At 45.1% G+C, this 22637-nt stretch carries 23 protein-coding genes; 1 reads left to right on the forward strand and 22 read right to left on the reverse strand.

Annotation, left to right across the window (positions count from 1 at the left end):
- Window positions 1-9 precede the first annotated feature (9 nt).
- The 14 genes from ftsX to SALPA_RS05430 form a co-directional block, all read right to left on the reverse strand.
- Window positions 10-897 (reverse strand): permease-like cell division protein FtsX, encoded by an 888-nt coding sequence (gene ftsX, locus SALPA_RS05365; RefSeq protein WP_145090644.1) that lies wholly within the window; start codon window positions 895-897, stop codon window positions 10-12.
- Entirely contained in the window at window positions 887-1573 is a 687-nt protein-coding gene (gene ftsE / locus SALPA_RS05370; RefSeq protein WP_145090647.1) for a cell division ATP-binding protein FtsE, read from the reverse strand. Before ftsE ends, ftsX begins: the two co-directional genes overlap by 11 nt.
- Window positions 1574-1688: 115 nt before the next feature.
- Window positions 1689-2429 carry a site-2 protease family protein gene (locus tag SALPA_RS05375; protein ID WP_145090650.1) on the reverse strand — a complete coding sequence of 247 codons (741 nt, stop codon included), beginning with the start codon at window positions 2427-2429 and terminating at the stop codon, window positions 1689-1691.
- A 210-nt stretch (window positions 2430-2639) separates the two neighbouring features.
- Window positions 2640-3584, reverse strand: a complete 945-nt coding sequence (locus SALPA_RS05380; protein WP_145090653.1) for a transketolase family protein — start codon at window positions 3582-3584, stop codon at window positions 2640-2642.
- Between the two features lie 175 nt (window positions 3585-3759).
- Window positions 3760-4602, reverse strand: a complete 843-nt coding sequence (locus tag SALPA_RS05385; RefSeq protein ID WP_094603793.1) for a transketolase — start codon at window positions 4600-4602, stop codon at window positions 3760-3762.
- Between the two features lie 325 nt (window positions 4603-4927).
- Window positions 4928-5773 (reverse strand): YitT family protein, encoded by an 846-nt coding sequence (locus tag SALPA_RS05390; protein ID WP_145090656.1) that lies wholly within the window; start codon window positions 5771-5773, stop codon window positions 4928-4930.
- Window positions 5774-5783: 10 nt separating this feature from the next.
- Window positions 5784-6875, reverse strand: coding sequence for a polysaccharide pyruvyl transferase CsaB (csaB, locus tag SALPA_RS05395; protein WP_145090659.1), 1092 nt, complete (start codon window positions 6873-6875; stop codon window positions 5784-5786).
- Window positions 6868-8937 carry a DUF5693 family protein gene (locus SALPA_RS05400; protein WP_145090663.1) on the reverse strand — a complete coding sequence of 690 codons (2070 nt, stop codon included), beginning with the start codon at window positions 8935-8937 and terminating at the stop codon, window positions 6868-6870. The genes csaB and SALPA_RS05400 overlap by 8 nt, the downstream gene beginning before the upstream one ends.
- A 137-nt stretch (window positions 8938-9074) precedes the next feature.
- Window positions 9075-9767, reverse strand: a complete 693-nt coding sequence (locus SALPA_RS05405) for a DUF2993 domain-containing protein (protein WP_145090665.1) — start codon at window positions 9765-9767, stop codon at window positions 9075-9077.
- 121 nt (window positions 9768-9888) lie between these two features.
- Window positions 9889-10999, reverse strand: a protein-coding gene (gene prfB, locus SALPA_RS05410; RefSeq protein ID WP_186450924.1) for a peptide chain release factor 2 whose coding sequence is annotated in 2 segments (ribosomal slippage) — window positions 9889-10926 and window positions 10928-10999 — 1110 coding nt in all. Because the reading frame shifts where the segments join, the coding sequence is not laid out codon by codon here.
- A 15-nt stretch (window positions 11000-11014) separates the two neighbouring features.
- Window positions 11015-13537: a preprotein translocase subunit SecA gene (gene secA, locus SALPA_RS05415; protein ID WP_145090668.1), complete on the reverse strand. Its 2523-nt coding sequence runs from the start codon at window positions 13535-13537 to the stop codon at window positions 11015-11017.
- A gap of 306 nt (window positions 13538-13843) precedes the next feature.
- Window positions 13844-14542: a cytochrome b/b6 domain-containing protein gene (locus SALPA_RS05420; RefSeq protein ID WP_145090671.1), complete on the reverse strand. Its 699-nt coding sequence runs from the start codon at window positions 14540-14542 to the stop codon at window positions 13844-13846.
- A 12-nt stretch (window positions 14543-14554) separates the two neighbouring features.
- Window positions 14555-14866 carry an iron hydrogenase small subunit gene (locus tag SALPA_RS05425; protein WP_021169148.1) on the reverse strand — a complete coding sequence of 104 codons (312 nt, stop codon included), beginning with the start codon at window positions 14864-14866 and terminating at the stop codon, window positions 14555-14557.
- Between the two features lie 12 nt (window positions 14867-14878).
- Window positions 14879-16138: a [FeFe] hydrogenase, group A gene (locus SALPA_RS05430; protein WP_145090674.1), complete on the reverse strand. Its 1260-nt coding sequence runs from the start codon at window positions 16136-16138 to the stop codon at window positions 14879-14881.
- A gap of 272 nt (window positions 16139-16410) precedes the next feature.
- Here SALPA_RS05430 and SALPA_RS05435 point away from each other — a divergent pair, with 272 nt between their 5' ends.
- Window positions 16411-16635 (forward strand): hypothetical protein, encoded by a 225-nt coding sequence (locus SALPA_RS05435; RefSeq protein WP_255450858.1) that lies wholly within the window; start codon window positions 16411-16413, stop codon window positions 16633-16635.
- A 59-nt stretch (window positions 16636-16694) separates the two neighbouring features.
- Here SALPA_RS05435 and hpf read toward each other — a convergent pair whose 3' ends face one another.
- The 8 genes from hpf to SALPA_RS05475 all read right to left on the reverse strand — a co-directional run bounded on the left by hpf (window position 16695) and on the right by SALPA_RS05475 (window position 22637).
- A complete protein-coding gene (hpf, locus tag SALPA_RS05440; protein ID WP_145090677.1) occupies window positions 16695-17234 on the reverse strand; it encodes a ribosome hibernation-promoting factor, HPF/YfiA family in 540 nt (179 codons plus the stop codon).
- Window positions 17235-17398: 164 nt separating this feature from the next.
- Window positions 17399-17599 (reverse strand): cold-shock protein, encoded by a 201-nt coding sequence (locus tag SALPA_RS05445; RefSeq protein ID WP_021169152.1) that lies wholly within the window; start codon window positions 17597-17599, stop codon window positions 17399-17401.
- 85 nt (window positions 17600-17684) lie between these two features.
- Window positions 17685-18404, reverse strand: a complete 720-nt coding sequence (locus SALPA_RS05450) for an amino acid ABC transporter ATP-binding protein (protein ID WP_145090680.1) — start codon at window positions 18402-18404, stop codon at window positions 17685-17687.
- The gene (locus tag SALPA_RS05455; protein WP_145090683.1) at window positions 18391-19056 is read right to left on the reverse strand and encodes an amino acid ABC transporter permease; all 666 of its coding nucleotides are present in this window, start codon (window positions 19054-19056) and stop codon (window positions 18391-18393) included. Before SALPA_RS05455 ends, SALPA_RS05450 begins: the two co-directional genes overlap by 14 nt.
- Window positions 19057-19188: 132 nt before the next feature.
- Window positions 19189-19974: a basic amino acid ABC transporter substrate-binding protein gene (locus SALPA_RS05460; RefSeq protein WP_145090686.1), complete on the reverse strand. Its 786-nt coding sequence runs from the start codon at window positions 19972-19974 to the stop codon at window positions 19189-19191.
- Between the two features lie 201 nt (window positions 19975-20175).
- Window positions 20176-20472, reverse strand: a complete 297-nt coding sequence (locus tag SALPA_RS05465) for a zinc-ribbon domain containing protein (RefSeq protein ID WP_145090689.1) — start codon at window positions 20470-20472, stop codon at window positions 20176-20178.
- Window positions 20473-20846: 374 nt separating this feature from the next.
- Window positions 20847-21329 carry a hypothetical protein gene (locus SALPA_RS05470; protein ID WP_145090692.1) on the reverse strand — a complete coding sequence of 161 codons (483 nt, stop codon included), beginning with the start codon at window positions 21327-21329 and terminating at the stop codon, window positions 20847-20849.
- Window positions 21330-22637, reverse strand: coding sequence for a nucleotide sugar dehydrogenase (locus SALPA_RS05475; RefSeq protein WP_145090695.1), 1308 nt, complete (start codon window positions 22635-22637; stop codon window positions 21330-21332).

Here is a 22637-nt window from a genome sequence, read left to right on the forward strand (position 1 = left end):
TCCCTCCTGTTACACCTTCATAAACCGCTTAAGTGAAATGGTACTGCCTAACGCACCAATGGCTGTGCCCACAACGAGCAACACAATACTAATATGAGTCAAGAATGGACTCTTAGGAATCAATGGTAAAAAGGCCAGCGATTCATAGACCTTTTCGGTAAGAGTGCTATAGGTCTGGCTCAAGATGAGCATTGCACAAAGTGCACCACTAAAACCTAATATCATGCCTTCAATCATGAAAGGGAACCGGATAAACCAATCAGTTGCCCCAACATACTTCATAATCCCGATCTCTTTACGGCGGGCAAAAACGGTAATCCGAATGGTATTTGAGATAATGAACAAAGCCGCCAGCGCCAGAAAAATAATCAGAATAAGCCCAAAAATCCGAACCAATTTCGTCAAAGCAAACAATTGCTCAATGACTTCCTGACCATAGTTGGCATTTTCTACCCCTTTAAGCTGAGCAATCGCCTGGGACACCGATTTCACATACTCTGGCTTGTCTACCTTTACTTCAAAGGAATTCGGCAACGGGTTAGTGTCTCCCAGGGCCGTAAGCAAGCCTTGCTGCTCGCCTAAACGGTCTTTGAACTTAACCATAGCCTCGCCCTTATCAATAAACATTACCTCTGTTACACCAGCTAGCTTGGTTATCCTTGTGCCTATCTCCCTCATATCCCGGTCAGATAACCCGTCTTCCATGTATACAGTAATCTGTACTTGGGTTTCCAGGGTAGAAGCAATATGATTAAGGTTAAGCACCATAACCAAAAACATGCCCAGAATCAGCAGTGACACCGCCACCGTACTCACAGAAGCAATACTCATCAGGCTGTTACGTCTTAGCGAAGAAATTGCCTCACGCACGAAATATTCAAAGGTCCTAATCTTCATAGCCGTATACTCCTTTTACCTGGTCACGAACAATACGGCCTTTTTCAATAGCAATAACCCGTTTGCGCAACGCGTCGACAACAGTTTTATCGTGAGTAGCCATAATAATAGTCGTACCTGCCTTGTTAATGGTATCAAACACCTTCATGATTTCCCACGAGGTATCCGGATCCAAATTGCCGGTGGGTTCATCGGCAATAACAATAACCGGATTATTGACAATGGCCCTGGCAATAGCTACCCGCTGCTGCTCACCACCTGACATTTCAGATGGATAGGTACGCACTTTGTGTCTGAGGCCGACTAAATCGAGCACATTATGCACTCGTTTTTGCATTTCCCGGTGCGGCGCTTCAACCACCTGCATAGCAAAAGCCACATTGTCATATACAGTTTTATTGGGTAACAACCGATAATCCTGAAATACTATACCCAAGCCCCGTCGCAAATACGGCACATCTTTTGGCAGCATCTCGACGACATTCCGTCCATTAACAACAAGCCGTCCGCTTGTGGGCAGTTCTTCACGTAAAATTAACTTAATGAATGTCGACTTACCAGCACCACTTGGCCCCACGATAAAAACAAACTCACCTTTTGGGATATCTACTGTAACATCAGCTAACGCAACTGAGCCATTGCTGTATACCTTCGACACTTCACTCATGTAAATCAATCGTAGAGTACCTCCATCCTAAATTCAAAGACCAAAACATATAGACTATTCGACGTAGATCCACAAAACCCTCCTTACTCGCGGACTATTGATTATGGATTGTTACTTTATCTCACTACTTCAGCAGTTCCAACGTATACAACGTCGTCAGCCCTAACACGCTTAATAAACCAAAATACCACCATGCCACCTTCAAACGCTGCGTCGTTGTCAATTGATAATAACCGTCCGCTTGTGTCTCTTCCCCCCGCCACAATTCAAATAAAGAGAATAAAAAAATTAGTAAAACCAAAATGTTATAAGTAAATAAGAACACAACACCAATAACAAAACTGCCAATCCACCAAAGTCGTGGCGAGATGGCAGCTGCAATGCGTTCTCCATCCAGTGGAGCGCAGGGAATAAGGTTAAAAATATTCAGCAGGCAGGCGGTATACGAAAGTACCAACATCAACGTACTACTGCTCCACAGATAAAAAGCCAAACATACCAATGCGCTCAGCGTCCCCGCTGCGGGACCACCAATAGCAATATTGGCTGTCATTTTGGCATTGATGGGTGGACGGTTTAAGCTAATAACAGCACCAATGAAAGGGATAAAGGTAGGACCGTTGGCTCTGAGGCCAACAATACGTGAGGCCGCAATATGACCCAATTCATGAACCAATAGCAGCAAGATAAAACCGATACCGAACTTAACACCAAAGGCGAGCGCATAAAAAACCAGCGATACCAGCATAGACACGGCCGTAGAAAGAGTACCGCTCACCTGGACTAGCGCCAGTAATCCTACTATCCCGATCCCGGCCCGGCGTAGTACACGCCGGCCCAGATTTATTACCTGCCAACAGTTCACAGCATCCCTCCTCCCGGACTAAACATCTTCTCTGCCTTTGCCACAATGACCGCAGAAGGGTCACTGCGATAAGCAGGTAAAAAAAATCCCGCACATACATCATAGATATGCATGTGCGGGATTTTTTACCCTAACAGAAAGTAAAACTTTCTTCAAGCAAACACGACTTGTCGCCAAAGGCTCAGCACAAATCGCGTTTTCTTTATTATTTTATTGGTTTTTGCGGCTAACTACCTTTTTAGCCGCAACGACAATCGCTTCTGCAGTTAAATTATATTTTTTCAGCAAGTCACCCGGTGTACCTGATTCGCCAAACGTATCCATAACGCCCAAACGTTCCATTGGAACAGGCGCATTTTCGGCAAGTACCTCGGCAACTGCGCTGCCAAGACCACCGATAATGCTGTGTTCTTCACAGGTCACAATCGCACCAGTGTCACGGGCAGCGGCAATAATGGCCTCTTTGTCAATCGGTTTAATGGAAGCCATAGCTAGTACCCGCGCACTTATTCCCTGGGAAATAAGCTGCTCTGCTGCATGCCGTGCCGGAGCCACCATGACGCCGCAGGCAATAATAGTTACATCTGTGCCATCTGTTAACAGCGCAGCTTTACCAATACGGAATTCATAAGCTTCGCCAAAAACATTAGGTACTGCTGACCGTCCCAGACGAATATATACTGGTCCTTTATGCTCAGCAGCAAAATCAATGGCCTGCTTAGTCTCAGTTGCATCAGCAGGTACAATAACCGTCAAATTCGGTAATACCCGCATGATAGCGATATCCTCAATGGACTGGTGGGAGGCACCATCTTCACCGACAGTCAAACCGGCATGAGTTGCAGCAATCTTAACATTGAGCTCAGGATAACAGATTGAATTGCGCACTTGTTCAAACGCGCGGCCGGTTGCAAACATAGCGAAAGTTGAAACAAAAGGAATCTTCCCCGCAGCGGCCAGACCAGCGGCAACCCCCATCAGATTCTGCTCAGCAATGCCAACATTGAAAAACCGGTCAGGATGCGCTTTAGCAAACACATTGGTTTTGGTCGACTTAGACAGGTCGGCGTCTAATACCACGACATTTTTATTGCGATCACCCAGATCCTTTAATGCCAGACCGTAGGCTTCGCGAGTTGCGAGTTCTTTACCCATTATTATCTATGCACCTCTCTCAGTGGATGCTGGTTCTGAACGCCCATCTGCTTTGTTGCTCCTGCGATCCGTTGCTCAACGTACTACGTGTACGTCTCCGCTACGGTTCTCGGTGCGCCTAGCATCTGGGCATTCATAACCAGCATCGTGTATATTCATAGTTTCTTTAAACCTATTAATCGTCCATAGCCTCTAATTCGGCTAAGAATGTTGTGCACTCTTCACGGGTGGGAGCTTTACCGTGCCATTCGGCAACGTTTTCCATTTGACAAACGCCTTTGCCTTTGATGGTTTTAGCTACTATCATGGTCGGTTTATCTTTTACGGTCTTGGCTGCTTGAATGGCATCATAGATTGCGTTATAGTCATGGCCGTCAATAACAATTACATTCCAGCCAAAAGCCTGCCATTTTTCAGGAATAGGCAGTGGCGACATGACTTCGCTAATCGGCCCATCAATCTGCAAACCATTAAAATCAACAAACGCCGTGAGGTTGTCCAGCTTATAATGAGGAGCAAACATAGCAGCTTCCCATACCTGACCCTCTTCCAGTTCGCCATCACCTAGCAAGGCATATACCCGGTAATCCCGGGCATCCAGCTTACCAGCCAATGCCATACCATTGGCAGCACTCAAACCTTGTCCCAAAGAACCGGTAGACATATCCACACCGGGAATTTTTTTCATCTCAGGATGGCCCTGAAGACGGCTGTTAATCTTGCGCAGAGTCAATAATTCTTCCTTAGGCAAATACCCCTTCTCTGCCAGTGTGGCATAAAGCACCGGCGCCGCATGCCCTTTGGAGAGCACAAAGCGGTCGCGGTCAGCGTCCTTAGGATTCGCCGGGTCTACCTTCATTTCGGCAAAATAAAGCACAGTTAGAATATCGGCCGCAGATAAGGAACCACCGGGATGACCGGATTTCGCCTCAGTAACCATACGTACAATATTACCCCGAATGGATTTGGCCCGCCTGGCAAGCTCAGTGAGCTGCTGCGGAGTTAGTTTTTGTGACATTCTTTCAACCTCCTATAGTCCTTTATCTAGGCGGGGTTAATCCCCAATGTTTCAACTAGTCCGTCGTAATCCACAATGTTTCAGCTAGCTGAAACGAGTTCACTACTACTAGTGCACTATATATAATAAATGTGCCAAGGCCTGAAACTGGCTAGAAATGTCCAGCTGCGAGGCGCGACGAGGACGTACCCGTAGTCGTACTGGGAAGTACGTCGGAGGGAACGCCCACAGGAGTAACACCGTCGCCTATGAGACTGCAATACGTCTCTAGGATGGCAGTGAGCTTGTTGTAACAGCCCGTGTAGATGGGCGTTTATAGCCAGTTTCAGCGATGGGTGGTGAAGCCCTCGCCAAGTACCTCATGCGCATCAGTGACAATAACAAAAGCCTGGCAATCAATTCGGTATACCAGGTCCTTGACAGCAGAAACCTCTCTGGTACTGACTACGCAGAAAACGACCTCACGATTGGCATGGGTATAAGCGCCGCGGCCTGACAAATAAGTCACTCCCCGCCCGAGTTCAGTCATAATGGCCTCTGACACCTTCTCCGGTGACTTTGACATGATGAAAAAAGCTTTGGCATTACTTGAACCTTCTTGCACCAGATCAATGATTTGCGTAGTAACAAATAAAGAAATAAGTCCATATAATGACAACTCCGCACTGCCAAACACAAGACCCGCTGTGGCAATAACGAAAAAATCAACTCCCAAGAGCGCCTGCCCAATACTGATCTTGGTTAATTTATGAATAATAGCTGCTGCCAAATCAGTACCAGCCGTTGTTCCTTTAAATTTAAACACAATTCCCATACCAACACCGGCAAGAATACCACCATATAAAGAATTAAGCAACAAATCGTGGGTGAGAACAGGAACAAACGGTGCCGATAAATCAATGCTAACCGCTAAAATACCCGCACCCAGCAGTGTATTCATACCAAAACGGGTTCCCAGGATTTTAACACTAAGCAACAACATGGGAATATCAAAGGCCAGCATAGTCATGCCTACCGGCAACCCAAACGTATGGTGGAGCACTGTGGCCAAGCCGCTAATGCCGCCTGCCGCAACTTTATTAGGGATTAAAAACATATTAAGAGCCACAGCAGTAATTACCGTGCCCAGCATAATTCCCAAATAGTCACGCAGCCACTTTCTCTTCACCATCGCTACCTCCTTACTTTTTTACCAGGCTAAGCGCGAGTTCGGCATTTAGAAAAGCTTTGTTACGCAAAATAGTAATACGTTCTTCCCGCTCCCGGTTAGGCTGTTTGCGTTCATCCCACATCTCCCGTATCCTGGCCATCAGTTTGTCGGCCGTTACCGACTTTAGAGTACCGACATGTTTTTCGCCTATACTTTCGAGGAAGCGATCAATTTTGGGATCATAGGATATACCCGCCATCGGCACATGCATAACAGCAGCAAAAATAAGCGCATGCAGCCTGATGCCAATTAATAGATCCAAATTACCTACCAGCGAGAGTAACTCACTGGTAGTATATTCATTTGGCAGCACACTAGCCCTATTTTTCATACGCCCGGCAATCTTTTCAGAAACACCGAGGTCATCAGGCCACTGCATGGGGATAAATACCACCTTAGCTCCCAGTTCTTCAATCATCTTGTCAGCAGCATGACCCATCACCTGTTTAAAATGTCCCCAATCCTTCCATTCCCGCACAGAGATACCAATTAACGGCGCCACACCTTCTTGTCCATACTTTTTCAGAATGCTGCGTCCAATGGTTTTATCCACCGGATGCATGGCCAAAACCGGATCAGCCGTTATATGCACAGGCGGTGCAGTTACCTTTAACCGCTTTAGCTCCTCATAAGAGCCCTCGTCACGAACAGTAATAAGGTCAACCATATTACCAATATAACGCATAGCCCCTTGAGCCAAGGCTCCCCGTACCGGACCAATTCCCTGAGCATACAGCATAACCGGCTTACCCAGCTTTTTGGCCAGCATCATAATACTCAGGTAATAGTAGAGACTGCGATCACTGGTCACGTCTTGGAGCAAGCTGCCGCCGCCGCTGATTAACAACTGGCTTTGGGACAGTGCCTTGGCAATCTCCGGGTAATTCAAACGATAGACAGCAGCTACACCGTGCCGCTGCCGGGTATCTTCCGGATTACCAGAGATAACTGTAATTTTAATATTGGGCTCAATGTCAGTTAAGGCCTCAATCATAGCCGCCAACATAGCCTCATCGCCCGCATTGGCAAACCCGTAATAGCCTGAAACAACGATATCACTCATGGGAAACCGTACTCCTTCCCAATCGAGTGATTACGGCTTGAACAACATACACGCCAACAACCGCTACTATGCCAATGATTGCACCTAAAACCAAGCCGTCTAATCCCCGGACGGTGGACATAAGCACAGGTGTCCGCAAATGCGCAAAAGTTTCCACAAGTGACCCCTGAGCAATTGAGGCTACTACGATCAGTAAGTATTGCACCAGGCGCGGCCATTGACGATAGACAGCCATGACTGCCAGCAAAAAGGCCGGATGGCCGATTAAGAACTCTTTTCCCCTTGGCCGGGCGTATAGAAGCTGCTCTAATAGTGCCCTGAGTTTAAGTTCAATCCCCAGTATCGGTACACCGGCCGTATGCCCTGAACGGCCAATATAGACCCAGGCCGCAAACGCAGCCATGCCAACCAATAGCAAGGTTTTCATCGTTACCGGATAATTCAAGATAGTAGTCACCTGACGCCACAAGCCTCTGGCATCTGTCAATTGAACATTGTCAAACAAATTATAACGGGTTAAATACACAATGGTAACCAGCAGCAGCGGAGCAACAAAGGTGAGTTTTACCCCCCGGAATATTTCCATTTCCAGAAAAAAGCGCACATCACTAAGCACAGCACCTAAATAGAGACCGCCTGCCAGAGAAATAAACGTAGCAATAACAACAGCGCCTAAACCGGCGGTAATAATTTTACCCAGAGGAGCCGGACGTTCAAACTGACCGGCAGCCTCCAGCCGCCGCCAACGATCCAACAGCCACGTCATAGCCAAAGCCGGGAAAACACTGGCACTAGCCAGCGCAACCATCTGACGGCTAAGCGTACCGCCGCCCTTACTAATCGGGAAGATCAGCAATACTGCCAATATAGCGGTAAGCGCATACTGCCAGCGCGCACCAAAGGGATAGACCAAAGACAAAAACAGCACCCCAGCCGCCGTTGCACCGACCACAACGAGTGTTAAGAGCCATGGCGCAGGAAAATACGGGTTATAGGTACCAGCCCGGCCAAGGCTGAAACCCTCAGCCACTAAGGCTTGTTTAACACCTGACACATAATTCATATTGGTTTCAGTCAGCGTTTTTCCTGGCTCCGGCTTATCATACCGTCGCAAGAGATTGATCCGGATATTGCGTTCCTGATCAGCCAGCGCCCAGCGCTGAATGGCTTCAGCCGCTTTTAATTTAACTTGTTCATCTTTGGGAATAACATAAACCCGCGCAGACCGGTAGTTATTGGCAGCCGCCAGTTGAGTAAGCCCTTCCTGTTTAAGAAACTGCAGTTGCAGTGGGTGCTCAATCATGGCTAATGTAAGCTGTCGATCTCGAAAACGGCTGGCGGTAAGTGGCAATAGATCAGGATAACCCAAGACCTCCTCACCAGAAAACATGATCGCACTCAGGTTATTAACTGCTGCCAAGCGCTGAAACACTGAATCAACATCTGCAGGGGTTACCTTAGTATAGTTCGTCGGACGGGCAATTACGTAAAAGCCCAGCTTGTCAACTACAGCAAGTTCTGCAGAAGATAGCCCCAGGTTCCATTTCACAACTTTTTCAAAGTTGGCTTTTGCTTCCAATACCGGTCGATCACCATCTGTCAGCAGCGTTACCCTGTCAGGTCCCAAACGGCGGCTTAAGTCAGCCATCACTTCCTGAAAGACTTGTTGATCTTGCCCTATGACATATACATCCTCAGCCTGGATCTTTCCTGCGGCAATTAAACTGCGCCAAAAGGGATCTGTCAGCGTGCCGGTATTTTTCTGGTGAAGAATATCTGCACCAGGCAATGCCGTTATTTTGCCGCTTTTATTGAGTTTTTCCAGGGTAGTTTCATACACAGCCAGACTAGTAATGCCAGCGTCTTTAAATTGCTGAAACATGTCAATTGGACGAACACCCTCGATTTGCGCTAATTCCATGATATCTTCATATTCCATAACCATTTCAACCGTGGAATTGGCCTGTTCAACTGTGTGACGCTGCCAATCGATAGTAAAGGATGCCAATAGGCCAACAATGACCAAGCCAATCAGCCATTTGTTATATGTAAAGGTTGACAAAATCTCTCCACCCTTTTTGAAACTGCCACCTATGTGAGCAGTTCGATAATAATATGTACTATTCCCAACACAAGGTTGTATAAGTCAGATTGCCTTGCTAACACTCACAATGACGACAAACTAACCCGGAACCAGTACTAACTTCGGTTGTCGGTATAAATAATAACCTGACCCTGTTCCATAACAACATCCCGTACATTCACATTAAACGGCATTTTTCTTAAATCCATTAACGGCACTTCTGTCAGCAACGAACCACCGATATTGCCAACTGGGGTATTGTTCAGCCAAAACCGCTCGGTAACAAACGTAATGCGCCGGTTCTCACGGTCACTCACAATCCGGCCATCCAACCTGACATCGACCCGAGCAAAACTACCTACGGTTAACGCACTGGTCACCTGGATTTTTTCAGGAGTTATTGTCACAGCCGCATTTTTAACCCCTTTGACTGAGTTATTGAGAAAGGCAGCCAAGTCCTCTTGCCCGATGGTCGCCGTAAGTTCGACCTCCTTTACTTGTTCAAGCACAAGCTTCCTGCTGGCCAATAGTGACTGAATATCAACCTTTACATCGCGTAAGCTAATATGCATATTGCGAAAGGTTATTTTCTCAGTCTTAACCTCACTAACATCTGCCGTCACACGATCAAAATTGCCGTCAAGCATAAACAGAGCCGGGATTTTGTCCACCCTGGCAGTAGCTTGTTTGCTCCCTGTCAGATCGCGGAGTCCCTGGGCCGCAGCATCTGACACCACCTTGGGCAATACGACTTCCACGGCCGCTATTATCATTACCAGGAACAAAACAATGGTTGTAAAGCGCTTCATAGGGTTAATCCCCCCTTAGGAAAACTTCTCTTCCTTTCATCTTTGGATACGAGTCAAGGCTCCCGCCTCTATAGGCGGCGTTCATTCAGGTGGAGTAGACTCTCCACCTGAATGAACGATTTCACTCTTTGACGCCAGACTCACTCTTTAAGTAAGCTTCGATAAATAATTCAATTTCTCCATCCATTACTGCCTGAACATTGCCTGTTTCGGCGGCAGTCCGATGGTCCTTCACCATATTATAGGGATGGAAAACATAAGATCTAATTTGACTGCCCCATTCAATAGCCTGGTATTCGCCACCAAGCTCTGCCTTCTTATCGGCCTGTTTTTGCCGTTCAAGTTCAAATAGCTTAGCCCGCAATAGGCGCATACACTGCTCCCGGTTCTGAATCTGCGAACGTTGAGTCTGGCATTGTACAATAACACCTGTCGGCAAGTGAGTCATGCGGACAGCTGAGTCTGTTTTATTAATATGCTGACCACCGGCACCACTGGCCCGATAGGTGTCAACCCTCAAGTCTACCGAATTAATAGTAATATCTACTGAATCATCAACCTCAGGCATAACATCGACGGCAGCAAACGAGGTGTGGCGTCGGCCACTGGCATCAAAGGGCGAAATACGCACAAGGCGGTGTACCCCTTTTTCGGCTTTCAGATAGCCATAGACATTAGTACCACTAATCATCAATGTCACACTTTTAACGCCCGCCTCATCGCCTGCCTGAAAGTCCATGGTCTCTACCTTGTAATTGTTCTTTTCAGCCCAACGCACATACATTCTGAGCAGCATTTGTGCCCAATCCTGTGCTTCGGTGCCGCCAGCCCCGGCATGCAGTGTCAAAATAGCGTTATTGTGATCATACTCACCCGAAAGCATCTGGGTCAGTTCAAGATGATCCAATTCCTGCTCCATGCTAGCAAGGCTGGCAGTTACTTCAGAATAAACACTATCGTCCTGCTCTTCCATCCCCAATTGCCATAAAGTAGCCATATCACTGTGACGGCTAAGCAAGTCGCGGTACTGGCTGACACTGTCCTTCATGCGTGTGACCTCTTGGGCAATTTTTTGCGCCTCATCAGTGTCATCCCAGAAGGTGGGATCACTCATTCTATCTTCTAGTTCTTCAATACGTTCCCTTTTACCAGCAACGTCAAAGAGAAACCCTCATTTCTTCAAGCCGTTTAGCCAAGGTCTCTATCGACCCGCGCAATTCATCCAAAAGCACTTCCTCAACTCCCTATTATTTGGCGCCACAACAGCGTTTATATTTTTTACCACTACCGCAAGGACATAATTCATTACGGCCTGTTGTATCGGTATTAATAATTGGTTCAAGCGGCTGGGACTGTTCATCTCCTTCTTCGCCACCACGGGTGGCATGGGCGCCGCGCAGATGATCTTCCGGTTGAGCCTGAGTTACAATATTAACTCTGAATATGTACCGAACAATATCTTCCTGCACACTTTCCATCATTTGCTGGAACATATCATACCCTTCAATTTTATACTCAATCAGCGGATTCTTTTGACCATAAGCCCTGAGACCAATACCCTGGCGCAGCATATCCATGGCATCAAGATGCTCCATCCATTTAGCATCAACCGTTTTAAGCATAACAACTTTTTCAAGCTCTCGCATATTGTCAGAGCCAAATAACTCTTCCCGTCCACTATAGGCAACCTGGGCTACACGCACAAGTTCCTCCCGGAGTTCAAAACGACTTAGCTTGTCAAGTTCCTCCTGCTTAAGTCCACCGCTAGGCGCAAAAAAGCCTTCACAGTATTCAATCAGGCCGGCATAATCCCATTCCTCAGGATATATCTTTTCATTAGCATATAAATCCATACCATAATCAATAATTTTTTCAATCATCATATCGATATTTTCTTTGAGGTTATCCCCTGTCAGGATCTTCTTACGCTGACTGTAAATGACCTCACGCTGCTGATTCATGACATCATCATATTCAAGGACATATTTGCGGATATCAAAGTTACGGGCCTCAACCTTTTTCTGTGCCTGTTCAATGGAACGGGTAATCAATGAATGCTCAATTGGTTCGTCTTCTTCCATACCCAATTTTTCCATAATGCTAGCAATATTATCGGAGCCAAACAAACGCATCAGATCATCTTCCAGCGATAGGTAAAACCGCGAAGAACCCGGATCACCTTGACGCCCGGCACGGCCACGCAGCTGATTGTCAATCCGGCGGCTTTCATGACGCTCGGTGCCAATAATACGGAGACCACCTAATTCAGCAACACCCTCACCTAACACAATGTCAGTACCACGACCAGCCATATTCGTAGCAATAGTTACTGCCCTTGCCTGACCGGCTTGGGCCACAATCTGAGCTTCCATTTCATGAAACTTGGCATTAAGTACATTGTGCGGTACACCCTTTTTCTTAAGCATCGCTGACAATTCTTCCGACTGAACAATAGAGGTTGTACCCACAAGCATAGGCTGCCCTTTGCTATGGAGTTCAGCAATTTCTTCAACAACGGCCTTGTACTTGGCACGCTTGGTCTTATAAATAACATCAGGTAAATCCTGTCGCTGCATCGGGCGATTCGGAGGAATGACAATAACATCAAGATTATAAATTTTACGGAATTCAGTTTCCTCAGTCTTAGCAGTACCTGTCATCCCGGCCAGTTTATTATACATGCGGAAATAATTTTGGAAAGTAATGGTCGCCAGAGTTTGGCTTTCCCTTTCTACCTTAACGCCCTCCTTGGCCTCAATGGCCTGATGCAGCCCTTCTGAGTAACGACGGCCAAACATTAAGCGGCCGGTAAACTCGTCAACAATGACAACCTCGCCCTCTTTAACCACATAGTCCTTATCCCGCTTCATCAAAGCGTGCGCCCGGAGTGCCTGATTAAAATGATGCGACATCTCAATGTTTTCGCTATCATAAAGATTTTTAACATTAAGCAGTTTTTCGGCTTTGGCCACGCCAGCCTCTGTCGGAGCTACCGTGTTGGCCTTTTCATCAATGGTATAGTCATCGCCTGCTGTTAATTTTGGCACAACCTTGGCCAATACAAAGTACATGTCAGTAGACTTTTCACCAGGACCAGATATGATTAGCGGCGTCCGCGCCTCATCCACCAAAATACTGTCAACTTCATCGACAATAGAATAATTTAAAGGCCGCTGTACCATTTGTTCCGCGTAAATAACCATGTTATCCCGCAGGTAGTCAAAACCAAATTCGTTGTTAGTACCATAGGTAACATCAGCGCTATAGGCCAGTTTTCGTTCGTCAAAATCCAAACCATGGACAATAAGACCAACAGACAGACCAAGATAGCGATAGAGTTTTCCCATCCATTCACTATCGCGGCGCGCCAAATAGTCATTTACAGTAACAACATGCACGCCTCTACCTGTCAGCGCATTAAGATATACCGGCAAAGTAGCTACCAGAGTTTTCCCTTCACCGGTCCGCATCTCTGCAATTTTTCCTTCATGCAGAGTGATACCTCCCACCATCTGTACATCAAAATGACGCATAGCCAAAACCCGGCGTGAGGCTTCCCGCACTACAGCAAAAGCCTCTGGCAAAAGGTCATCAAGCGTCTGTCCCTTATCTAACCGGCGCCTGAATTCGACCGTTTTGGCAGTTAATGTCGCATCACTCATGTTTTTAAATTCGGGTTCAAACGCATTGATTTTGTCTACCAACTGTAACATGCGTTTAATTTCTTTTTCGTTATCATCACCAAATATTTTCTTTAAAAATTTAAACAAATTATCAACTCCCCAGCCAAAAACCAAATGTATTGCACAATCAACTTAGACCACAACATCACCTGGTTAGGTCTTTTTCCGCGGTCATAGGGTTAGTATGTGCCTAATATATGATTTTAACAGAAAGCCGGTGCAAAGTCAAAAATTGGGTTGCTTGATAATCAAAAATTAGTTTGAGAAAACAAAAGCGAGATTGCAGCGCTAGTGCTCATAATGACCGAAGGAGTAGACCTGTCGTTCCTCTCGTCATTGCACTTCCCGCGAAGCAATCCCGCTTTAAAATTTTATTTTGGATACCAGTCAGTTTTAGCCTGGCTGCTGCTGACCGGGAGTAGTAATTTTACTACCCTTGACTGGCTCGATTTCATTCTCAACCCATACCGGGTTATGATGCTCTGCCTCGTGAAGCGGCTGAGTTCCATCACCAAACATGCACAAAAATTCGCCCCAATTGTAGATTCCGAGGAAGATATGCGCGAATACACTCACTCCCAGGACGATACCAACTACTAAATGCACCATATCAAACCAATACATAGCTGCCTTAGGAGCCACTGGCAGGAAGGCGTATAACGCCCAACCGGTAACAATCAAAAGAATGCCACCAATCAGCATCATAATCCCCATTTGTTTTTGACCAGAATTCATTTTACCCATTGGCGGCACTGGAATGGTTTTGCCTAATAGCATCTTCTGCGGATAGCCACCACAAATCTTCATCCAGGCCATATCCCGTTCATCAAAGGAAAATATCCGGCGGGTAAAGGCGACAATTCTGTCCAAAGCAAAGATGGTATAAAAAATACAAGATAACGTAAGAATGCTTGCACCTATAATATGGATTTGCATAATCATATTTTGCAGATCTTCACCAAATGGTTTAAGCCAAATAAAAAATCCAGTAAGAGCTGCTGGTAAAAAACCTAAAATTAATCCCCAGTGAAATAGCCGCGAGATAAGAGGGTGCTTGAGTACCCGCGGTCCATGTTCATCATGCTGGCTCATCAATTATCCCTCCTACACTAATTTCGTTCTGTCTACATACTTAGTATGAAACAGTTCTTCGGCCAAATTACTGAGTGGATTCTGGGCAAACTTTTTGTACACATCAGTAACCGCCTGATTGTTGTGGCTTTGGCGGACTTTTGCTTTTACATCATCATTATAAATGCCTTGTGCCCGCAGCTTAATGTATTTTGTGCGGTCTTGTACCAAATCTGTAGCAACATAGGCCCCGGTCCATAAGATTGCACCGGCTACACCTACGATGCCGATGAATTCACGTCGTGAGACCTTCACGGCCTTTTCTACATAATCATAATGCGCCATTGTGTTCCCTCCTTATGACCAAGGCAGTACGGCCTTGGCTTTATCCAGCCAGGAAGTACCCATTGGGTTGATTGGCTGACCGCCACCGTTAACACAGCCGGCCGGACAATTCATAATTTCGATGAAGTGATAAGGTGATTTACCGGCTTTGGTTTCTTCCAGGAGCGCTTTTACGTTTTCTTTGGTGCCATGAGCTACAGCTACTTTCAGTGTAACTTCTTTACCTGTTTTAGCATCTACCATCGTAACACTGGCTTCCTTCACTCCTTTTAGGCCGCGAACAGGTTTGAATTCCAGCACATCCAGTTCTTTGCCGGTGATTACAAAATAGGCTGTCCGTAAAGCGGCTTCCATTACACCGCCGGTATTGGCAAAAATAGTACCTGCGCCACTGTATTGGGCTAAAGGATTATCCTTATCAGTAAACTCAGCAACAGTCCTAAGGTCAATATTCAGCTTCTTAAACAGACGGGCTAAATCCCTGGTAGTTAGCACTACATCGATATCAGGATAGCTTCCTGATCTGCCTTGTGTCTTCCAGTATTCCGAAGCACTTTTGAATTCAGGACGGGAAGCCTCAAATTTTTTGGCTGTACAGGGCATAACGCCTACCATAAATATATCTTCCGGGTTAACCTTCCAAACTTCTTTGGCACCATAGGTTTTTCCGAGTGCGCCAGCCATCATCATCGGTGACTTGGCCGAAGACATATTGGGTAAAAGTTCAGGGTAGTATAGCTCTGCATACCTAACCCAAGCGGGGCAACAAGAAGTAAACTGTGGCAAAGGTCCTAAATGATGCTCCGTCGGCTCTCCTAACGCATAGTGGCGAATCTTGGCAATAAGCTCCATACCTTCTTCCATAATGGTCTGGTCGGCAGTAAAGACAGTGTCAAGAACTTTAAACCCAGCCTGTTTCATTGCTCCATACATTTTTTCTGTTACCAGGCTGCCGGGTTCCATTCCGAACTCCTCACCAATAGCAACGCGAACTGCCGGGGCAATTGTAGCAACAACTGTCAGTTTCTTGTTCTTAAGCTTGTCAATAACCTGATCCACTACGTCAACTGTGTCTTTGGGAGCCCCAAATGGACAGTTAATGAGGCATTGACCACAAGAAATACATTTCTCGCTGTTGATCTTGTGAACGGCACCATACTTGCCCTCAATCGCATCTGTTGGACAAAATGCCTTACACGAATCGCAGCCCTTGCATGTCTTGCTGTCAATCTCGATAATACGGGTTACCTCCTGTGATTGAAAACCTTTCAAGACAAAACCTCCTCACCCATGAAAATTAGTTAGATAGTATGCTAATGTGTAGCAACTATCATTGTGAAATTTGGAACATTTGAAGCCTGAAATATCCCAGAAATAAATAATGCCACGAATTAACTGTAATTTATATTGTATGACTTGTCAATAATTTTGGAATACTCTGATTAAGTTATTTCTTTCACTATCAATATTTTCGTAAAAACAGTTTAAAAATCTACCAATTTATGCATACTATTACCAAAGGATTTACCTTGGGAGGTAGCATTGTGAAGCATAATGTCATGGATATCCTCGACATAGTCGGCCAGCTTGCCGACCTTAAGGCTGTTGACTCCAAAAATACATTAGCCATTGCCGTATTGATAGATCTGCTCATTGATAAAGGACTCTTTAGCAGACATGAATTTGCTCAAAAAGCGCAAGAGTTGGAATCAGCCTCCTTGGCTGAAATAATTATGAAACGCCGGTCCGAGCTACGAACACCCCGATAACATAGAAATCAACACTATTAGAAATAGCTGGAAGATAACTTCCAGCTATTTCTTTGTCGCTAAAATTCCGGTTCAATTAATCCATATCGACCGTCTCTGCGGCGGTACACCACATTAACTTCCTCGGTGTCAGCATTAGCGAAAACATAAAAATCATGATTAATAAGATTCATCTGCATAACAGCCTCATCAACAACCATCGGCTTAATGGCAAACCGCTTGGTTTTTACAATGTCAAACTCATCTTCACTAGCAGTAGCCAAGGGAGCTGCCGGGATTAAATCTGTTTTAAAGCTCCCGCCTTTTAGCTTACGGGACAGTTTGGTCTTATATTTTTCAATTTGCTTTTCTAATTTCTCAATAACCAAGTCAATAGAGGTATACATATCAGGTGTCTCTTCTTCACCCCGAAGAAGAATTCCATTGATAGGCACGGTAACCTCAACAATATGACGGCCTTTGTTAACGGTGAGGATTGCAGTAATTTCACCCATGCTTGCACCATCAAAATACTTCGTGATTTTGCCAACACGCTTGGTGACATAGTCTTTCAGTGCTGGTGTAATATCAATGTTTTTTCCTCGTACTACAATTGCCATATTACCCATCCCCTTTCCTGGTTCCTATATTGTTAATATTCCCTATCAAATCAAAAATTCCTGTTTAAAAATTCAATTTATTTTCTTTTCCTATCTTTTTTTGACATAAAAAAATCAAAACCCGGCGATAATTCATCGCCGGGTATTTATATAGATGATATATCCTAGTTAGCCTTATATACGTTGCTGGCTTGTGGTCCACGAGCGCCTTCAACGATTTCAAATTCAACTTGTTGACCTTCGTTTAAAGTCTTAAAGCCTTCGTCTTGAATAGCCGAGAAATGTACGAACACATCGCCGCCATCTTCTCTCTCAATGAAACCGTAACCTTTTTCTGCGCTAAACCATTTAACTTTACCAATCATGTGAAACTCCTCCTAAGATTGAACTACAGACTGCCTTTTAGCAGCCACAAGAAGAAGTATAGCATAAATTGTCATTACTGTCAATTTATAAAATCTTCGAAAGAAAAGCCTTGGTACGTTCTTCCTTGGCATGCAAGAATACGTCTTCTGGCAAACCTTCTTCAACAATCCGGCCTTCGTCCATGAAAATAACCCGGTCACCAACTTCGCGGGCAAAACCCATTTCATGAGTAACCACAGCCATCGTCATTCCCTCTTCAGCTAACGTCTTCATGACATCCAGTACCTCTTTAATCATCTCCGGATCAAGCGCCGATGTTGGCTCATCAAAAAGCATAACCTTAGGTTTCATAGCCAGTGCCCGGGCAATCGCCACCCGCTGCTGCTGACCACCAGATAACTGCTCCGGATAGGCATCAGCTTTATCTGATAACCCTACCTTTTCCAACAAAGTAAGGGCCACCTGCTTGGCCTCCGCCTGTGACATTTTACGAACCTTAACCGGGGCAAGTGAAATATTTTGCAGTACCGTCATATGGGGAAATAAATTAAACCGTTGGAAAACCATCCCCACTTCTTCCCGTACTTTATTAATATTAGCATCACTCGTAAGAGGAATCCCATCCACAATGATTTCGCCTTCGGTAGGCTGTTCAAGATAATTAATACACCGAAGCAGCGTGCTCTTACCAGAGCCGCTTGGTCCAATAATAACAACAACCTCTTGTTCGGCAATATGGACACTAACATCTTTTAATACGTGTAATTTACCAAATTTTTTATGAACATTCTTAATGCTTATCATCAGTCTTATACCTCCGCTCAAGATAATCCACAAAGCGGGATATTGTCAACGTCATCACAAGGTAAATAAAGGCCACAGTGGTCCAAATCTCAAACGAGCCATAGGTACGGGCAATAACCAGCTGTCCGCGCCGTGTAAGCTCCTCAAAACCAATTACCGACACCAATGATGAATCTTTCAGCATGGCAATAAATTCATTGCCTAATGGCGGAATAATGCGTTTAAATGCTTGGGGTAAAATTATGTACCGCATAGTCTGTGCCCAAGTCATACCCAGAGAGCGGCCAGCCTCCATCTGTCCTTTGTCAATGGACTGAATGCCCCCGCGGAAAATCTCGGCCACATAAGCACCGCTGTTGATACTACAAGCAGTAATTGCAGCAATAAACGGGTCAATCCGCTGCCCAACAATAAGCGGCAACGCAAAATAAATGAGGAAAATCTGCACCAAAAGCGGTGTACCCCGGATAAAGTCCACATATATGGCCGCCAACATCTTAACCGGCCATAGCGTTGACAGTCGCGCTATGCCTACAAACATCCCTATTAAAAGACCAAAACCAACACTAAGCACCGTAATTTGCACCGTAACGCCGGCACCCAGAAGGAGCAGCGGAAACGACTGCAAGATTAACTCAAAATCAAAATTCAAATTTCTCACCCTTGCTAAAATTATATAAGGCGGAATAAAATCACATGTCAATTATATGCGGACAACCAATAGGTGTCAATAAATATAGAAGAAAAAAAAGCGGCGCGATTTCCGCGCCATTGCTGTCAACTCTTACTGGGGAGGCTTCTTGCCAAACCACTTGACATAAATTTTTTCATACTCGCCATTTTTCTTAAGCTCGTCCATGGCTTTGTTGATTTTATCAGTCAACTCGGTGTTTTTCTTGGCAACAGCAATTCCATACTCCTCAGAGTTAAGCGGTTCGCCTACAATCTTGGCATCTTTACCGCCAGCCTGAGCAATATAATATTCGTTAACCGGCAAATCATTAACAACGGCATCAACACCGCCGCTGTTAAGCTCAATAAACGCCTCCGGCGCATTGTTAAATTCCCGGACTGTTACGTCTTTAATCTTTTTAGCTTCACTGGCGCCGGTAGTCCCGATTTGTACAGCAATCCGTTTGCCTTCAAGATCTTTAAAAGACTTTAATGTGTTGTTATCGGCTTTGACAACCATCGACAAACCAGACTTATAATACGGCTTGGAAAAGTTAACCTTTTTCGCCCGTTCGTCGGTAATGGTCATACCTGAGATCGCGGCATCAATATTGCCGGCTTCCAGCGCCGGAATCAGACCATCAAAGCCCATGCTCTGCACTTGAACTTCCATACCCATCTGCTTGCCGACAGCCTTGATCAGATCCATATCAAAGCCAATATAGTCTTTGGTCTTCTCATCCTGGAATTCGAACGGTGCAAACGTAGTTTCAGAACCAACCTTAAGTACCTTACCCTGATCAGCGGTTTTTGCTGACTGTTGACCGCCACAACCTGTCATCCCAAATACCACTATAAACATAGCAGCCATCGATAACGCAATCAGTTTTTTAGACACCCATATACCCCTCCCCTAATTGTACAAAGTTCTCCGTAAATAATTATACGGGTATGTGCTAAATTAGACAAGTGGGTATACCATGTATACATGAATAAGGCTACATAATGTACCCAAGGAAAGTACACCTATTTTATGGAGGATAAGCAGAAACCCGAGATATAATATCCCGGGCAGGTTTGTCACATTTTATTGTATATACTATTGCTCTTTCTTGGCAATAAAGCAGTCACGGCAATAAATAGGACGATCATTGCGAGGCTTAAATGGGACTTGAGTAACTACACCACACTCGGCACATATTGCCTCATGCATTTCCCTGGGGGCTGTCTGAGCTTCACCGCCATCACGACTGCGTCTCCTATTACCCCGACATTCACGACAACGAGCAGGTTCATTTTCAAAACCTTTTTCCGCATAAAACTCCTGTTCCCCTGCTGTAAAAATAAAGTCTTTTTCACAGTCCTTGCACTTAAGAGTTTTGTCCTGAAAAGCCATTAACGAAATCCCCTCACCTTAAGAAATTAAAAACCACTGCTTAGCCGACCTGGTCTTTGACCCCACACTCGCCTGCTGGAAGGGTCGCTACTAAGAATTCAATCTCCTCACTACTGCTTCTCTCGATCAATATATGTATTCATTTTCAAGACCGGCAGGACTTACCTCTAAGCCGCACCATGCTCAAAGCCACTTTGGGCTTCTTACGTGGGTCGTTTCGCCTGCGACTGGCATCGACTTTCAACCACAGACCTAAGCAAATTGGTTCTTATATTAAATTATAGGATTGCCTAGCGAAAAAAGCAAGCACATATTGTTCAGATAGTTGCGAAATTGGTTAAATATTCTATTTCTTTCCACGTAACTGCTCTCGTCTATAAGACAATTCTTTCATCAAACCTTCCTTTAAAATCTAGCGTACTGCATTTTATGTGCTCTTCACCCCGCGCCCATGAACCAAACAAATACACTTTAACAGAGGTATATGGATTATTGATTTCCACCATATCCCCACCAAAGCTGTCAATTACTTTTGTAGGTGAATACAAAGCAATATGTTCTCCTGAGTAGGATGCTGTCACATCAGTACCCGCGTTTTTAAGCTGCAAATTAATATCATCAAGTAACTGCTGCGGCGAATGATTGCCTGGTGACAAAGAAATTGAATAGCCCACTCCGTCCAGTTTAAAGGTCATTGTCTGATTTTCACCGGGAGTAACTACCAAACCACTATCATGCAGTATAGTATCGCCAACCATGACCCCAGGGCCGGGAACGAGGTTCTGCTCCTCAATGGTAGGCGGAAACTGAACAAAGATCACTAAACGTATAGTGAGAAGTTTCTTGCTTGGTACCATCTAAAGCCTTTCAATATTAGCGCGTGCTGTAACCTCTTTAAACGCGTTTTTAGTATCAAAAACCATCTTGGCATGCCGCGCAATCCATTCATAATCAAAGCCACTATGCATTGTCGTCAAAATAACCAAATCGGCCTTATTTAAGGTTTGTTCTGTTAGCTCAAGCGAAGTATATTCCTTACCTTTATATGTAAATTTTGACACAAACGGATCGTGATACACCAAATCAGCACCCTGGCTCTCCAAACAAGTAATAACATCCAAAGCCGGCGAGGTTCGCACATCATCAATATCCTGCTTATAGGTGACACCCAACAATAAAATTTTGGCCCCTTGCATAGCCTTACCAAACCGGTTTAATATCTTCATGCTGCGTTCCAGTACAAACTCGGGCATATAGTTATTAATCTCACCAGCGGTCTCAATTAGCCTAGTATGATAATTATATTCCCGGGCCTTCCAGGTCAAATAGAAGGGGTCAATGGGAATACAGTGACCGCCAACCCCCGGACCAGGATAAAAAGCCATAAAGCCATAAGGCTTAGTCTTGGCGGCATCAATAACTTCCCACACATCAATTTTCATTTTATCGCAGAGAATCGCCATTTCATTGGCCAAACCTATATTAATATTCCGAAAGATATTCTCAAAAATTTTTTCCATTTCTGCTACTGCAGGACTGGACACGCGATAAACATTACCCTCAAGAATATTCTCATACATGGCTGCAGCGACTTCCGTGCAATCAGGCGTAATCCCACCCACCACCTTGGGCGTATTCTTAGTATTATAAAATTTATTTCCCGGATCAACACGCTCGGGTGAGAAAGCCAGGTAAAAGTCTTGCCCGACTTTCAAGCCAGTTTCTTCTAGAATAGGTTTAACCACCTCTTCGGTTGTCCCAGGATAGGTTGTACTTTCTAAAATAACGAGCATTCCCGGATGCAAATACTTGGCAATTTCCTTGGATGAATTCACTACATAAGAAACGTCGGGCTGTTGGTACTGATCTAATGGTGTCGGCACACAAATAGCCACACAATCTACATCCTTAATAAGAGAATAGTTTACTGTCGCCTTTAGCTTTCCACTATTAACCACATCTTTTAAGTCTTCAGGTACAATATCGCCGATATAGTTTTCACCGGCATTAACCATGGCTACTTTTTGTGTCTGAATGTCAAATCCAATTGTCTTATACCCAGCTTTGGCTTTTTCCACCGCCAGTGGCAATCCCACATAACCGAGACCGACAACCCCCAATACTGCCTGGCGACTTTTTATTTTATCCAAAAGCACTTGCTTCAT

Source organism: Sporomusa sp. KB1, from assembly GCF_007830295.1.
Lineage (GTDB): Bacteria > Bacillota > Negativicutes > Sporomusales > Sporomusaceae > Sporomusa.